Origin of the sequence: Marivivens marinus, assembly GCF_035969385.1 — a bacterium.
In the GTDB taxonomy this organism is placed as follows: Bacteria; Pseudomonadota; Alphaproteobacteria; order Rhodobacterales; family Rhodobacteraceae; genus SELP01.
Map to the genome: position 1 here is coordinate 412,436 of NZ_JAYKKJ010000001.1, position 13,577 is coordinate 426,012.

Annotated in this window: 18 protein-coding genes; 10 read left to right on the plus strand and 8 right to left on the minus strand. The window is 61.2% G+C overall.

The genetic code is table 11. The features are described 5' to 3' along the window. The first annotated feature begins 49 nt into the window (after positions 1–49). The 5 genes from U3648_RS02095 (at position 50) to U3648_RS02115 (ending at position 2,651) form a co-directional block, all read left to right on the plus strand. The gene (locus U3648_RS02095) at positions 50–421 is read left to right on the plus strand and encodes an AtpZ/AtpI family protein (RefSeq protein WP_420857580.1); all 372 of its coding nucleotides are present in this window, start codon (positions 50–52) and stop codon (positions 419–421) included. Then, positions 411–1,172: a F0F1 ATP synthase subunit A gene (locus U3648_RS02100; protein WP_420857581.1), complete on the plus strand. Its 762-nt coding sequence runs from the start codon at positions 411–413 to the stop codon at positions 1,170–1,172. The genes U3648_RS02095 and U3648_RS02100 overlap by 11 nt, the downstream gene beginning before the upstream one ends. A gap of 52 nt (positions 1,173–1,224) precedes the next feature. Continuing rightward, complete coding sequence (locus tag U3648_RS02105; RefSeq protein WP_108827259.1) at positions 1,225–1,449, plus strand: F0F1 ATP synthase subunit C; 225 nt, start codon at positions 1,225–1,227, stop codon at positions 1,447–1,449. Between the two features lie 84 nt (positions 1,450–1,533). Continuing rightward, a complete protein-coding gene (locus tag U3648_RS02110) occupies positions 1,534–2,085 on the plus strand; it encodes a F0F1 ATP synthase subunit B' (protein WP_420857582.1) in 552 nt (183 codons plus the stop codon). Positions 2,086–2,090: 5 nt separating this feature from the next. Continuing rightward, entirely contained in the window at positions 2,091–2,651 is a 561-nt protein-coding gene (locus U3648_RS02115; protein ID WP_420857583.1) for a F0F1 ATP synthase subunit B, read from the plus strand. Positions 2,652–2,674: 23 nt separating this feature from the next. Here the strand turns inward: U3648_RS02115 and U3648_RS02120 are convergent, their stop codons facing one another. The 5 genes from U3648_RS02120 to U3648_RS02140 form a co-directional block, all read right to left on the minus strand. Beyond that, on the minus strand, positions 2,675–3,559 hold the full coding sequence (locus U3648_RS02120; protein WP_420857584.1) for a sensor domain-containing diguanylate cyclase: 885 nt from the start codon (positions 3,557–3,559) through the stop codon (positions 2,675–2,677). Between the two features lie 31 nt (positions 3,560–3,590). Then, positions 3,591–4,112, minus strand: a complete 522-nt coding sequence (locus U3648_RS02125) for a methanogen output domain 1-containing protein (RefSeq protein ID WP_420857585.1) — start codon at positions 4,110–4,112, stop codon at positions 3,591–3,593. 104 nt (positions 4,113–4,216) lie between these two features. Next, complete coding sequence (locus U3648_RS02130) at positions 4,217–4,987, minus strand: FCD domain-containing protein (protein WP_420857586.1); 771 nt, start codon at positions 4,985–4,987, stop codon at positions 4,217–4,219. Between the two features lie 107 nt (positions 4,988–5,094). Next, positions 5,095–5,754, minus strand: a complete 660-nt coding sequence (locus tag U3648_RS02135) for a YiaD family glycine zipper/OmpA-like lipoprotein (protein ID WP_420857587.1) — start codon at positions 5,752–5,754, stop codon at positions 5,095–5,097. Between the two features lie 139 nt (positions 5,755–5,893). After that, positions 5,894–6,730 (minus strand): methylated-DNA--[protein]-cysteine S-methyltransferase, encoded by an 837-nt coding sequence (locus tag U3648_RS02140; RefSeq protein WP_420857588.1) that lies wholly within the window; start codon positions 6,728–6,730, stop codon positions 5,894–5,896. An 85-nt stretch (positions 6,731–6,815) separates the two neighbouring features. Here U3648_RS02140 and U3648_RS02145 point away from each other — a divergent pair, with 85 nt between their 5' ends. The 3 genes from U3648_RS02145 to U3648_RS02155 are packed head-to-tail and all read left to right on the plus strand — an operon-like array spanning position 6,816 to position 9,365. Beyond that, positions 6,816–7,703 carry a fatty acid desaturase gene (locus tag U3648_RS02145; RefSeq protein WP_420857589.1) on the plus strand — a complete coding sequence of 296 codons (888 nt, stop codon included), beginning with the start codon at positions 6,816–6,818 and terminating at the stop codon, positions 7,701–7,703. A 40-nt stretch (positions 7,704–7,743) separates the two neighbouring features. Further along, the gene (nth, locus tag U3648_RS02150; protein ID WP_420857590.1) at positions 7,744–8,388 is read left to right on the plus strand and encodes an endonuclease III; all 645 of its coding nucleotides are present in this window, start codon (positions 7,744–7,746) and stop codon (positions 8,386–8,388) included. After that, positions 8,385–9,365 (plus strand): adenosine kinase, encoded by a 981-nt coding sequence (locus tag U3648_RS02155; protein ID WP_420857591.1) that lies wholly within the window; start codon positions 8,385–8,387, stop codon positions 9,363–9,365. The genes nth and U3648_RS02155 overlap by 4 nt, the downstream gene beginning before the upstream one ends. On the opposite strand, the gene U3648_RS02160 is transcribed toward U3648_RS02155, so the two are convergent. From U3648_RS02160 to U3648_RS02170, 3 genes are all read right to left on the minus strand, one after another. Further along, a complete protein-coding gene (locus U3648_RS02160) occupies positions 9,331–10,050 on the minus strand; it encodes a hypothetical protein (RefSeq protein ID WP_420857592.1) in 720 nt (239 codons plus the stop codon). The two genes, U3648_RS02155 and U3648_RS02160, sit on opposite strands and share 35 nt — an antisense overlap. A 74-nt stretch (positions 10,051–10,124) precedes the next feature. Beyond that, positions 10,125–10,532, minus strand: a complete 408-nt coding sequence (locus U3648_RS02165; protein ID WP_420857593.1) for a hypothetical protein — start codon at positions 10,530–10,532, stop codon at positions 10,125–10,127. Continuing rightward, on the minus strand, positions 10,532–11,350 hold the full coding sequence (locus U3648_RS02170) for a sulfotransferase family protein (RefSeq protein ID WP_420857594.1): 819 nt from the start codon (positions 11,348–11,350) through the stop codon (positions 10,532–10,534). The genes U3648_RS02165 and U3648_RS02170 overlap by 1 nt, the downstream gene beginning before the upstream one ends. Before the next feature lie 143 nt (positions 11,351–11,493). On the opposite strand from U3648_RS02170, the gene U3648_RS02175 reads away from it, so the two are divergent. Together U3648_RS02175 and U3648_RS02180 are read left to right on the plus strand one after the other, a co-directional pair. Further along, the gene (locus U3648_RS02175; RefSeq protein WP_420857595.1) at positions 11,494–13,071 is read left to right on the plus strand and encodes a DUF5928 domain-containing protein; all 1,578 of its coding nucleotides are present in this window, start codon (positions 11,494–11,496) and stop codon (positions 13,069–13,071) included. An 8-nt stretch (positions 13,072–13,079) separates the two neighbouring features. Beyond that, positions 13,080–13,442 carry an HIT domain-containing protein gene (locus U3648_RS02180; RefSeq protein ID WP_129680131.1) on the plus strand — a complete coding sequence of 121 codons (363 nt, stop codon included), beginning with the start codon at positions 13,080–13,082 and terminating at the stop codon, positions 13,440–13,442. Positions 13,443–13,577: the final 135 nt, after the last annotated feature.

The window sequence follows — 13,577 nt, forward strand, 5'->3', positions numbered from 1 at the left end:
CGCGTGCTTGACTCATTGCCCGGCGGACACTAGCAAGACCCCAACTTTCATGAGGGGCTTTCTGGCCTTGTCCGACCGTCGCGACCCAACCGATGCAGACCGCCTGAAGGCGCTGGAAGATCGGATCGCACAGATGAAGGGCGGGCCGGCAGAAGAACACCACATGAAGAAGGACTATTCGCAGGCAAATCTGGCCTGGCGAATGGTGACAGAGCTTGTAGCCGGTCTTGGGATCGGCTTTGGCATCGGATACGGGCTGGATGCGCTGTTTGGCACAACCCCCTTCTTGATGGTGCTGTTCATACTTCTGGGCCTTGCGGCGGGTGTCCTGACCATGCTGCGAACCGCCAAGGAGATCGAGGGTTTAAAGCTGGCCGAAACGGCCGGGGATGACAGGAAAGACGAACGCAATGGCGACTGAGACGCACGGCGCAGAAGAAAGCAGCAGCCTGGTTTTCCACCCGATGGACCAGTTCATCGTGAAGCCGCTGTTCGGCGAAGGGCCGATCCACTGGTACACGATCACCAACGTGACCCTGTGGCTGGCTCTGGCCGTTGTTGCCGTGATCCTTCTGATGGTTGTCGGCACCCGTGGCCGCGCGATCGTCCCCAGCCGGACCCAGTCGATCGGCGAAATGGCCTATGGTTTCGTCTACAAGATGGTCGAAGACGTGGCCGGCAAGGATGCGGTCGGGTTCTTCCCCTACGTGATGACCCTGTTCATGTTCATCGTCATGGCCAACTTCCTTGGCCTTCTGCCGATGTCCTTCACCACCACATCGCATTTCGCCGTAACCGTCATTCTGGCAATGCTGGTCTTCCTGACCGTGACCATCGTCGGTTTCGTCAAGAACGGCACCAAATTCCTCGGCCTCTTCTGGGTGTCCAGCGCGCCGCTCGCGCTGCGTCCGATCCTGGCCGTGATCGAGCTGATCTCGTACTTCGTGCGCCCGGTCAGCCATTCCATCCGTCTTGCCGGTAACGTCATGGCCGGTCACGCGGTGATCAAGGTGTTCGCGGGTTTTGCCGCGATTGCCGCGATCAGCCCCGTGTCCGTGCTGGCGATCACCGCGATGTACGGTCTCGAAATCCTCGTGGCCTTCATTCAGGCCTACGTGTTCACCATTCTGACCTGCGTGTACCTCAAGGACGCTCTGCATCCGTCGCACTAAGGTCTGAACCACTTCTCGAAACTTCCAAAATCAAATCGTAAGGAGATATCCAATGGAAGGCGAACTCGCACACATCGGCGCTGGTCTGGCTGCAATCGGTTCCGGCGCTGCCGCAATCGGGGTTGGCAACGTTGCTGGCAACTTCCTCGCTGGCGCTCTGCGCAACCCGTCGGCTGCGGCGTCGCAGACCGCCACCCTCTTCATCGGTATCGCATTCGCCGAAGCTCTGGGGATCTTCTCGTTCCTCGTCGCGCTTCTGCTGATGTTCGCCGTCTAAGCGATCCGCTGATCCTTACGCGCGGGGCGGGCGGCCAATATGGTCGCCGCCCCGTTGACTGAACAGGGTTCGACGGAGGCCACGATGGCAACTGAAACTCACGGAGCCGAAACGCTCAGCACCTGCGTGGATTCCCATGGTTCTGCCATTGGTATGCCGCAGCTGTGCTTCGACTGGTTCCCCAACCAGATTTTCTGGCTTGCGATCACGCTGATCGTGATCTTCTTCGTGCTGTCCCGCATCGCCCTGCCGCGCATTGGCGCGGTTCTGGCCGAGCGTGCAGGCACGATCACAAATGATATTGCTGCCGCGGAAGAGCTGAAGCAGAAGGCCGAGGAGGCGGAAGCCGCCTATCACAAGGCCCTTGCCGACGCCCGTGCCGAGGCAAATGCCATCGTCGCCGAAGCCCGTGCCGAGATTCAGGCCGAGCTTGACGCCGAACTGGCCAAGGCCGATGCCCAGATTGCCGCCAAGGCTGCCGAGGGCGAGAAGGCCATCGCAGAAATCCGCAAGGATGCGACCAAGAGCGTGACCCAGGTTGCCCGTGCGGCCGCCGCGGAAATCGTGAACGCGCTGGGTGAAAAGGCCGACACCAAGGCAATCTCCGCCGCGGTCACCGAACGGTTGAAGGGGTAAGGACCATGAAGAAACTCATGACAACTGCCCTTTTGTCGCTCGCTGCGTCGCCGGCGTTCGCCGCCTCGGGCCCGTTCTTCTCGCTTGGCAACACGAACTTCATCGTGACGCTCGGCTTCCTCGTCTTCATCGGGGTTCTGTTCTACTTCAAGGTTCCGGGCATGATCGGGGGGCTACTTGACCGCCGCGCCGAGACCATCAGGTCGGAACTGGACGAAGCCAAGGCGCTGCGCGAAGAAGCTCAAAGCCTGCTCGCCTCTTACGAGCGCAAGCAGAAAGAGGTTCAGGAACAGGCCGACCGCATCGTCGCGACCGCCAAGGACGAAGCCGCCGCAGCCGCCGAGGCCGCCAAGGCCGAGATCAAGGCATCGGTTGCCCGCCGTCTGGCCGCCGCCGAGGACCAGATTGCCAGCGCTGAAACCGCCGCTGTCCGCGAAATCCGCGACCGCGCCGTGTCTGTCGCTGTGTCGGTTGCGCGGGATGTTCTGGCCGGCCAGATGACCGCGACGCAGGGCAACAAGCTGATCGACGAGGCTATTGCCACGGTCGAAGCCAAGCTGCACTAATCGCAAGACGCGGTTCGTGAAGATCAGGGGCCCGGCGCGACAAAGCGTCGGGCCTTTTCCTTTGAGGCGGCCTTTGCCCGATACATATCCTGATCCGCCCGATGGATGGCTTGTTCGATACTGTCGCCCTCTCCCAGCCAGACCGCAAATCCCACCGAGGCGGCAAGGGTCGAGCCACCATCATGACCGTTGAGCAGGGTGCCAAGGTTTTCCCGGAACCGGTTCGCGGTATCGACAGGCAGTGCCGCAGACATGCGAACGGCAAATTCGTCCCCGCCGAACCGCCCGACCCGGTCCTGTGGCCGCGCAAGGTCCACCAGCGCGGTGGCAAGGCGACGAATGGCATCATCACCGGCAAGGTGGCCATCGCGGTCGTTGATCTGCTTGAGGCCGTCCATATCGACCATCGCGAGGCTAAACCCCTGACCCATCGCGATGTCCCGTTCAAGCGCATCGACAAAGGCCTCTCGGGACAGGACGCCCGTCATTGGATCATGCTGAAGCCGGGATGCGAGCGTCGAATATTCCTCGACCATTGCCGAAAGGTCGCGGCGTAGTTCATTGTTCCTTTTCCGGGCCTGTTCCGTGCGTTGGTGGATCAGGCCACGAAACCGCGCTTCACCGGACAGGCGCAGCCCTATCAGGCGCTGAATGGCAAAAGCGGCGCCGATCCGCCAGCCTGTCGCCTCGACTGTCGTGCCCGGACGAAGCGCGAGGGCCAGCGCATGTGGCGCGGTGCTGGCAAAGCAGGGGGCGATCAATTGGGCGATGTCGTCGGGCGCGTCGGTGAGATCGGCCAGATGGACCCCGATGCACAGTCCGAAGTCTCGGCGCGCCGCGCAGTTGGCCGCCCGAACGACAAGATCGCCGTCCAGAATGGCGCAGGCCTCTGCGCTGAAGCGAACCATCTGATTGAGCACGCCAAGGTCTGAACCGTGCCTAGTCTGCATAGTAGGTTTGACCGCCATCCCCGATCGCCTCTGCGTCAGATCCGATGTCGATGATCACCCGGCATCCGCCATGCCCCCGCGCGATTGTTTTTGCCGCCGTTACGTGTGCGGACCCCATACGGTTAGCCGCGAAATGCCCGAAGACATTCATTGTCATCATGCACAGCGGGGTCTTTCCCACGACCATGCGGCCAAAAGGGCAGCGGTCATTGACCAGGACGATACGGGTGTCGGTGATGCTTTCGACACTGAAATTGCCGCCGATGCGCCGTTTGAAATCGACAAGCTCCTTGGCCAGGCGATGAAGGTCCTGACAATTCTGCCCCGGCCCAAGGGCCGCGTCGTAGGATTGCCCCACCTTGCGCGCGATTTGGGTGCCAATGGTCCCGACAAAGCCCTCGGACAGGTCGGTCCCCACCACATCCTGCAACAGGTCGGTCAAATGGGCGAGAATATCACGAAAGAACCCCTCAGGATTGACCTGCAGAAAGCGCGCTTCTTCCTCGGTCAACTCCGGACTCGGAGACTTACTATGAACAGGCTGCACCATAAGAGACTCCCTGCGCTCAGGGTGCCCGGAAAAGGTTAACAATACCTTTTCACTGCGGGTGGATGTCAGGGCCGGTCAAGCTCGTGCTGATACCGCTTCTGGGCCAGTGCCTCGTTCCGGTCCGCGGTTTTCTGGTCTGACAGGGCCTGTTCGACGAAATTCATATGGGCCTCGGCAGCGGCTCGCGCGGCCTCTGGGTCGCGCGCCTGAATGGCGACGTTGATCGCCCGGTGTTGGTCGAGAAGGCTGTCGCGCGTCATTCGCTGCTTGAACATGACTTGACGGTTATAGAAGACACCTTCGCGCAGAAGCTGGAACATGGATCGCATCATATGCAGCATGATGACGTTGTGGCTGGCCTCGATGATCGCAAGGTGAAAATCCGCGTCCAGCGCGGCCTCTTCCGACGGGTTCCGTTTCTTGTGGGCGGCTTCCATCTTCTGAAAAATGGTGTCGATCACCTTCAGATCGGTGTCGGACCCAAGCCGCGCGGCCCGGGCGGCGGCCATGCCTTCCAGATCACGCCGGAAGGAAATGTAGTCGAACACGGCCTCGTCATGGCTGGAGAAGAGTTTGACCAGCGCGTCCGAAAAGGCGGACCCCAGCACATCGGCGACGAAGACCCCCGCACTGGCGCGGCTGACCAGCAGCCCCCGGTCCTGAAGGTCCGAAAGGGCTTCGCGTAGCGACGGGCGCGAGACGCCCATCTTGTCGGCAAGATCCCGTTCAGAGGGAAGCCGCTCGCCGGGCCGCAGGATGCCGCGCAGGATCAGCGCTTCGATCTGGCGCACGACGCCGTGGGACAGTTTTTCCTGGCGGATCTTTTCAAATGGCATGGCGGGGCCCTTCTATTGGTAAAAATATATTACCAATTTGGCCTCCGCTCAACCCCAAGCAAAACCCCGGCCCAAACGGACCGGGGCCATGCCGAAACCGGACAGGATCAGTTGTTAGGCGTAATCACGATCTCGACCCGGCGGTTCTGCTGACGCCCTTCGGGGGTCAGGTTGGTGGCGATGGGCTGGTCTTCGCCCCGGCCGATCGACCGGATCCGCGACGGGGCGACGCCCGCGTTGATCAGGACCGAAGACACCGCCTGCGCCCGGCGCTGGCTGAGGTTCAGGTTGTAAGAGGCTTCGCCCACGTTGTCCGTATGGCCGATTACGTTGACCGTCGTGTTCGGATAGGAGTTGAGGCTTTGCGCCAGAGTATAAAGATCGGTCTGCAGCGCGCCGGTCAGGGCGGCACTGTCGGTTGCAAACAGGATGTCCTGCGGCAGGGTCACGATCAGTTGGTTGCCGGTGTTGACGATGCGGGCGTTGTTGCCCATCTGCGCGCGCAGTTCAGCCTCTTGCTGATCCAGTTGGGCACCGCCGATGGCGCCGATGCCACCGCCGATAATGGCCCCAACGACCGCGCCGCGGCGGCGTTCTTCGGTGTTGTCCCCTGCGGCGGCCCCGATCAGGGCGCCGATGGCAGCTCCGGCGGCAGCGCCCTGCTGGGTATTGCGGTTGGGGTTGTTCGGGTCGGTCATTTCCGTGCAGGCGGTCGCGGTCAGGAGTGCGGCACCGGCCAGACCAAGGGAAAGCTTCGAAATCGTCATTCTTTCTATCCAGTTCTGTTGTGGCCGGGACGCGGGCAAACACGCCCCGAGCGATCAGGAACAGGATATGGCGGATCGTTTGCTGATATCCAATATCAGGCGGCGACCTGCCCGAAATGCGCCGATTTCCGCCATTCGTTTAGGCCGCGCCGGTGCGGGCGCTTTCCCAGGCAAGGATGGCGCGCTTGACCGGCAACCCCCAGTGATAGCCGCCCAAGGCCCCCGATTTCCGAAGCGCCCGGTGGCAGGGAATCAGGAAGCTGACCGGGTTGCGCCCCACCGCCGTGCCGACGGCCCGGACCGCGCGCGGTTTGCCGATCGCGCCGGCAATCTCGGAATAGGTGGTCACATGGCCCGTTGGCACCTGCAACAGCGCCTCCCACACCTTTAGTTGGAACGGCGCGCCGATCATGTGCAGATGCGCCTCTCCCTTCTGGGCAAAGGAGGCATCGACCCAGTTCCTGAGTGGCGCCGGGTCTTCGACGAAGGTGGCCTCGGGCCAGCGGTTGCAAAGGTCGTCTATCCCTTCCTCCAGCGTGCATTCGGACAGGAACCCCAGCCCGCACAGCCCCTTGTCGGTGCCCATCGCAAGGGCCGGGCCAAAGGGCGTGTCGAATACCCCGTGCCGGATTGTCAGCCCGCCGCCCGCCTGCGCATAGGCGCCGGGGGTCATCGCCTCCCACCGGATAAACAGGTCGTGCAGACGGCCTGACCCGGACAGGCCCACCGCATCGGCCACGTCAAGGGTGGTGAACCGGTCGCGCAACAGCGCCTTGGCCTGCCCAAGGGCAAGGTATTGTTGATAACGCTTGGGCGACACACCGACCCACTGGGAAAACAGTCGCTGGAAATGCGCGGGCGACATGCTCATCTCGGCCGCGAGCGCGTCGAGCGACAGGGGCCCATCGGGCTGCGCGTCGATCAGGTCGATCGCACGGCGCATGACACCGAAGTGATATGATTGATCCGTATCCATGCGCGAACCATAGGGCCGGCGCGGGGCCCGCGCGACCCGGATTTTGCGGTTTGACAAGGGTCGGGCAAAAAGGGTTCGGTTCGGCATGGACCACAAGGATTTCCTTTCCCGCCTACCACCCGCGGAGCTGAATCGTTTGAACCGGCGCAGCGGGCGTGCCGGGTTGTGGCATCTGGCCGGTCATTTGGGGCTATTGGTGGTCGGGGCGTTCTGGATCGGGCAGGGCCTGCCGCTGTGGCAAATCATACTTCCCGTCCACGGTGTGATCCTTGTCTTCCTGTTCACGCTGGAACACGAAACGACCCATCGCACCCCGTTTGCCCAGGACTGGCAAAGCGATTGGGTGGGGCGAGCCTGTGGTGTGCTGTTACTTCTGCCGTTCGAATGGTTTCGGTATTTCCACCTTGCCCACCACCGACATACGAACGTTGAAGGGAAGGACCCGGAATTGGACGGGTATCGCGGTCATCTGGACCAATGGCGGCCGTTCCTGTGGCATGTCACGGGCCTGCCCTATTGGTGGGGCATGGCCAGGGTTCTGGTGCGGAATGTGGCGGGCCGACCGATCGGGGACTACCTGCCGCCACGGGCACATGGCCGGATCATCCGCGAGGCGCGGGTGATGCTGGTGGTCTACATCGCCGCGCTTGCCAGCCTTTCGGTCAGCCCGCTGCTGTTCTGGATCTGGCTGTTCCCCGCGTTCCTTGGGCAACCGGCGCTGCGCCTCTACCTGATGGCGGAACACGGGCGCTGCCCCAAAGTGGCGGACATGTTCGACAATACACGCACCACCTATACCAACCGCGTGTTGCGGTTCCTTGCCTGGAACATGCCCTATCACACCGAACACCACGTCCTGCCGTCGGTCCCGTTCCACAACCTGCCCGCGGTGAACCGGATGATGAAGGACCACCTGCAGCATGAAAGCCCGGGGTACGCTGCCTTTACCCGCGAAACCCTTCGACAGCTTTAGCATGGGTTGCCCAAGAGGGTGGAGTTGGGGATAAGGCGGCATGGCCAAGCAGCTTGATTATCACACGATCCGCGAGATCTTTGCGCGTTTCCATGCCGCCGAACCCGAACCCAAGGGCGAGCTGGAGCATGTGAACGCCTATACGCTGGTGGTGGCCGTTGCCCTGTCGGCGCAGGCGACCGATGCCGGGGTGAACAAGGCCACCCGCGCCCTGTTCAAGATCGCCGATACCCCGCAAAAGATGCTGGACCTAGGCGAAGAAGGGTTAACCGAACACATCAAGACCATCGGCCTGTTCCGGCAGAAGGCGAAGAATGTCATCAAGCTGAGCCGGATCCTGGTCGAGGATTATGACGGCGAGGTGCCCAACAGCCGCGCTGCCCTGCAATCGCTGCCCGGTGTCGGGCGCAAAACCGCGAATGTGGTCCTGAACATGTGGTGGCATCAGCCGACGCAGGCCGTGGATACGCATATTTTCCGGGTCGGCAACCGGACCGGCATCGCGCCGGGCAAGGATGTCGATGCCGTGGAACGCGCGATCGAGGACAACATCCCCGCCGACTACCAGCAGCATGCCCACCACTGGCTGATCCTGCACGGGCGCTATACCTGTGTCGCCCGGAAACCCAAATGCGCGGCCTGCCTGATCCGCGATCTCTGTAAATTCGAGGACAAGAACCTATGAGCTTTAACGTCATCGGGATCGGCAATGCGATTGTCGACGTGATCAGCCATGCCAATGACATGTTCCTTGACCAGATGGGGATCGAGAAGGGGATCATGCAACTGGTGGACCGCGAGCGGGCCGAACTGCTTTATGCCGCGATGCGGGACCGCGTGGAAACACCGGGCGGGTCGGTCGGCAACACGATTGCCGGGATCGGTGCGCTGGGCCTGAAGACCGCCTTTATCGGCAAGGTGCGCAACGACGCGCTGGGGCGGTTCTATGCCGCGTCGCTGGAAGAGGCGGGAACCGCCTTTCCGAACCCGCCCAAGGATGTGCCCCTGCCGACCTCGCGGTCGATGATCTTTGTGTCGCCCGATGGGGAACGGTCGATGAATACCTATCTTGGCGCAGGCGCGGATATTTCCTCGGCCGATGTGCCGGATGTGTTTGACGGGGCGGATATTCTGTTCCTCGAAGGCTATCTGTTCGACAAGGACGAAGGCAAAACCGCCTTTGCAGAGGCCGCGGCCAAGATGAAGGCCGCCGGGGGCCGTGCCGCGATCACGATTTCCGATCCCTTTTGCGCCGAACGGCACCGTGACGATTTCCAGCGGTTGATCGCGGGGGATGTGGATATTGCAATCGGCAATGCGCTGGAATGGATGACGCTTTACCAAACTGACACGCTGGAAGACGCCTTGGCGCAGGCCTCGGCCGCCTGTGACATCGTTGCCTGCACCCGATCCGGCGAAAGTGTCTGGGTCCTTCAGGGCGGTCAGCGGTTCGAGGCGCCGGTGACCCCGGTGACCCCTGTGGATGCCACCGGTGCGGGGGACCAGTTCGCCGCCGGGTTCCTGTATGGCGTGGCAACCGGCCGCGATATGGAAACGGCGGCCCGGATGGGCGTGATCTGTGCGGCCGAGGTGATCGGACATATCGGCCCGCGTCCCAAGGCGAACATCAGGGCACTGTTTGCAGAACAGGGACTGCTTTGAGCCAAAGGGCGTCGATCTGGTCGATCCGGGCGGTGTCAAACCGGTCCTGCTCTTCCCAATAGCGCCCCGAGGCAACGAAATATCCCAGACGCTCCTCTGCGCGTAGGGCGGTATCAATGGCGGCCCTATTGATGTCCACAACGGGCTGGCGATGCAACTCTGCCATCGTCGCGCGCGGAAACACCAGCCGGCTTTGGTCCGTGCTAAGGTTGACGAGCGCGCAGCCCCGGGCCGCGCCCAGTGCAAGAAGACGGGCCGATTTTGCCTCGAGGTTGCGAAGGGTGGGGTCGGGACGCAGCGGATCGGCGGCTCCGGTTCCATAGAAATGAGTGGCGCCGGTCGTCGGATAGACCATGTCGCAGCCCATCATGGCGATGACGTCTGGCTGCAAAGTGTGAAGCGCCCAATAAGCGGCGGTAAAGGCCATCGTGCCGCCAGCATAGACAAACCCACCCAAGGCGTTCTGTGCCGGAACATAGTCTTTGTAGGTCACCCTGCGTTGGTCCGGTCCGAAGCTGGTCGGGCGCCTGTTTTCGGGAAAATCCTCTGGATGGATCAGATCGTCCCAATCTGGCCGAACCTGCCATGCGTTGTTGATCGCAACGATCCTGTCGAAAGCGGCTTTTGGCCAATTCCGCGCCGCGACGACATTCGGCCCACTGCCAAGGATTAGCACGACTGCCATAGCGATTGCCCTCCGGATGCGATCAAAGGTTAGGTCACCTTGGCCGAAGGTCCAGCCTTGGCCAGATCCGCCCCCTATCGCGACCGCAATTCTTTCCGGATCACCAGTTTCAGCCCGGACCAAATATCGTCGACCGCGCAGACCTTCACATCGACCAGCCCCAGCGGCAGAGCAATGTCGCGGATCACGTCTTCGGTGATGTCGGTTGGCACTTTGGACGCCTTCTTGGGCCAGCTGGCCCAGATCATCCCGTCGGGGTCCATCCGGGACAGGGCGGCCTGCACGTTGGTTTCAAGGTTGGCCCGATCCCGCGCGAAGATGTGAACAAAGGCAATGCCCGGTCCAAGTCCGAGCCACTCGACCAAGGGTGCGCCGTCCAACAGGGTTTCGTGATACCCGTCCGGTGCCCCGATCACGGTCGCCCGCATTCCGGCCTTCAGCCCCAGCTTTTTCCACAGTGGGGTGCCGGAATAACCGGCCATCAATCGCCCAGCTTCGCGTGCACCTCGTCGAGGTCAATCTCGCCCACAGGCATCTTGTTCGACGGGTCTTCGAAATCATATTTGAAGAGCTGGAAGTCCTTCTTGTAGATTTCATAGACCAGATGCATCGACAGGTCGTCGAAGTAATCCTCGACCGGATGCGCACGCTTGGGGCCGTGGCCTTCGGATTCGTTGAAGCGCGGGATCTTTTTCAGGTCGACCTTCTTGGGGGTCTTCGTTGCCTTGAGAACCTTGCCCATGCCGTCGTTAAAATTCTCGGTCCAGAAGATCTGGTCGTAGCGGCCACCGTTGACGATGAAGGTCGAGATATGGCCGGACATGGCGGACCAATGGATATCCGGGTCCATCGGGCGGCGGAACCTGATGGTGTCACGGGCGAACAGCAGGAAGCGCCGGAAACTCTTGATCTGGTCAAACTCGAACCCGTCCTCGGGGCTGCCCACCTCGATCCCGTATTTCTGGATCAGGGTCGGCACAAGGTTGCCCCGGTATCGGCGGCCATTACGCTGAATGCCGCAGATCTTGTCGAAGAAGGACGACAGAATCCGGGTATAAGGATTACGGACGCAGGTGAAGGACATCGACTTGTGTTTCTTCACGTTCGATTCAATCAGCGGCTGGCTGTCGGCCTGGGACCATTTGTGCAGCCCTGCCGTGGAATCGTGGATGTCCCCATCGAAGAACGTGCCGTGATCCGAGTAGAACATGATCTGTCCGATGGTCGAACAGGCACATTTCGGCACCACGCGATAGACCATGCTTTCGCTTTCCGTCATCCAAGTGCCGGGAAAACCCATACTGCCACACCTCCGCAAACCCATCTTTTCTTGAAATGGAGTTATGCCGAAAAAGAATTTCCATTCAAAGCCTGTTTATTCAGGCGCTGTTCAGGCTATCAAGTGGAAACTATGCGCCCGTGAGTAACTAAACTGTTTCGCCTATGGCAAAAATCGCCTTCATCCTGCTGTGTCACAAAGACCCTGATGCCATCGTGCAGCAGGCCCAACAGCTGACGGCGGTCGGGGACTACATCTCGATCCATTTCGATGCGCGCGCCCCGAAGGAGGCGTTCGAGAAGATCCAGAAGGGTCTGGCCGGGAACAGCCATGTCACTTTCGCCAAGAAGCGGATCAAATGCGGCTGGGGCGAATGGAGCCTTGTTCAGGCAACGCTCTACGCGGTTGAAGCCGCGGTCGAGGCGTTTCCGCGGGCAACCCATTTCTACATGGTCTCGGGCGATTGCATGGCGATCAAGTCATCGGTCTATGCCCATCGGTTCCTCGACCGGCACGATCTGGACTACATCGAAAGCTTCGATTTCTTTGAAAGCGACTGGATCAAGACCGGCATCAAGGAAGAGCGCCTGATCTATCGCCATTGGTTCAACGAACGCACACAGAAGCGCCGGTTCTACTGGTCGTTCTGGGCGCAGCGGCGGCTGGGCCTGAAACGGGAGATCCCGCGCGATATTCAGGTCCAGATCGGCAGCCAGTGGTGGTGTCTGCGTCGCCGAACGGTGGAATGGATTCTGGATTTCACCCGCCAGCGGAAGGACGTGATGCGGTTCTTCCGGACCACCTGGATTCCGGATGAAACGTTCTTTCAGACCATCGTGCGTCACCTCGTCCCCGAGAAGGAGATCGTGACGAAAACGCTGACCTTCCTGATGTTCACCGACTACGGGATGCCGGTCACCTTCTACAACGACCACTACGACCTGTTGCTGAGCCAAGACGCGCTGTTCGCCCGCAAGATCAGCCCGGAAGCGAAGGAACTGAAGAAACGGCTTGGCCGCCTCTACGCCTCTGGCCGCGAAGATTTCAAGATATCGAACGAAGGCCGGGGGTTGTTCAAGTTCCTGACCGGGCGGGGCCGGATCGGGCGCCGGTTCGCGCCGCGGTTCTGGGAAACGGAATCGAGCCTTGGGCGCGAGCGCGAGTTGATGATCATCGCCTGCAAGAAATGGCACGTGGCCAAGCGTTTGCTAGGGGCGATCCGGCACCATACCAACATCCCGTCCATCGAATATCTGTTCAACGAAGAAGACACACCGCTGCCGGACCTCGGCGGCATTCAGCGGACATTGGAAAAGCGGACCCGCCACCGCCGTGCCCTGATGCGGATGCTATTCGATTATTATGACACGGATCGCCTGATCATTTGCCTCGATCCGGGAAACCTTGATCTTTTGCAGGACTTCTTTTCGGATCGGTCGCAGACCCGCTTGCTCGAGCTAGAATGCGATTTCTCGGATGATTATCTGATCGGCCATGCCAAGCGCGTGGGGCTTGCGGGGGATGAAACCTCGCCCGAATCCCTTGCCCAACTGCTGCCGACGATCCGCTATGACATCCTGTTCGAAAGCGACCGGATCAGGGATGCGGATTTCCCTGGGCACTCCATCATGCGGGAGCACTCCAGTGTCTCCGATAACGCACAGGTGCTGGAACGGTTCCTGTCGGTCGGGCATGATACGGCCAAGACACTGGCGGAAACGCCCTACCTCTTTGTGGACTGAGGATGACTATGACCTTCGACTACGACGACCAGAACATTTTCGCCAAGATCCTGCGCGGCGAGATCCCAAACAGCACCGTGTTCGAAAACGACCATGCGCTGGCCTTCAATGATATCGCGCCGCAGGCGCCGGTGCATGTGCTGGTGATCCCGAAGGGGCCCTATGTGTCGATGGACCATTTCGCCCGCGACGCCAGCGCCGAGGAACAGGCCGGGTTCTTTGCCGCCGTGGCCGAGGTCTGCCGTATCACCGGTGTCGACGCCGGTTTCCGCGCCATCGCCAACACCCGCACCCACGGGGTGCAGGACGTGCCGCATTTCCACCTGCACATCATCGGCGGGGCACAACTGGGCCGGATGCTGCCGCACTAGGGAAGACCCGATGAGGCGACGGCCCGGGGCTAGGTGGAGGCTGCGTCGTTTCCGCGGTCTGTTGTGAGCCACAGTCGGTCTATTGGAGGCGCGGAATCAAGGCCGCAGGCCGCCGCGCATCGCCGGGCCGCCCCC

Excerpts from the sequence above, each read along its gene's own strand:
- U3648_RS02095 (WP_420857580.1), top strand. The coding sequence starts at position 50 with ATGAGGGGCTTTCTGGCCTTGTCCGACCGTCGCGACCCAACCGATGCA.
- U3648_RS02100 (WP_420857581.1), top strand. The coding sequence starts at position 411 with ATGGCGACTGAGACGCACGGCGCAGAAGAAAGCAGCAGCCTGGTTTTC.
- U3648_RS02105 (WP_108827259.1), top strand. The coding sequence starts at position 1,225 with ATGGAAGGCGAACTCGCACACATCGGCGCTGGTCTGGCTGCAATCGGT.
- U3648_RS02110 (WP_420857582.1), top strand. The coding sequence starts at position 1,534 with ATGGCAACTGAAACTCACGGAGCCGAAACGCTCAGCACCTGCGTGGAT.
- U3648_RS02115 (WP_420857583.1), top strand. The coding sequence starts at position 2,091 with ATGAAGAAACTCATGACAACTGCCCTTTTGTCGCTCGCTGCGTCGCCG.
- U3648_RS02120 (WP_420857584.1), bottom strand. The coding sequence starts at position 3,559 with ATGGTTCGCTTCAGCGCAGAGGCCTGCGCCATTCTGGACGGCGATCTT.
- U3648_RS02130 (WP_420857586.1), bottom strand. The coding sequence starts at position 4,987 with ATGCCATTTGAAAAGATCCGCCAGGAAAAACTGTCCCACGGCGTCGTG.
- U3648_RS02135 (WP_420857587.1), bottom strand. The coding sequence starts at position 5,754 with ATGACGATTTCGAAGCTTTCCCTTGGTCTGGCCGGTGCCGCACTCCTG.
- U3648_RS02140 (WP_420857588.1), bottom strand. The coding sequence starts at position 6,730 with ATGGATACGGATCAATCATATCACTTCGGTGTCATGCGCCGTGCGATC.
- U3648_RS02145 (WP_420857589.1), top strand. The coding sequence starts at position 6,816 with ATGGACCACAAGGATTTCCTTTCCCGCCTACCACCCGCGGAGCTGAAT.
- nth (WP_420857590.1), top strand. The coding sequence starts at position 7,744 with ATGGCCAAGCAGCTTGATTATCACACGATCCGCGAGATCTTTGCGCGT.
- U3648_RS02155 (WP_420857591.1), top strand. The coding sequence starts at position 8,385 with ATGAGCTTTAACGTCATCGGGATCGGCAATGCGATTGTCGACGTGATC.
- U3648_RS02160 (WP_420857592.1), bottom strand. The coding sequence starts at position 10,050 with ATGGCAGTCGTGCTAATCCTTGGCAGTGGGCCGAATGTCGTCGCGGCG.
- U3648_RS02165 (WP_420857593.1), bottom strand. The coding sequence starts at position 10,532 with ATGGCCGGTTATTCCGGCACCCCACTGTGGAAAAAGCTGGGGCTGAAG.
- U3648_RS02170 (WP_420857594.1), bottom strand. The coding sequence starts at position 11,350 with ATGGGTTTTCCCGGCACTTGGATGACGGAAAGCGAAAGCATGGTCTAT.
- U3648_RS02175 (WP_420857595.1), top strand. The coding sequence starts at position 11,494 with ATGGCAAAAATCGCCTTCATCCTGCTGTGTCACAAAGACCCTGATGCC.
- U3648_RS02180 (WP_129680131.1), top strand. The coding sequence starts at position 13,080 with ATGACCTTCGACTACGACGACCAGAACATTTTCGCCAAGATCCTGCGC.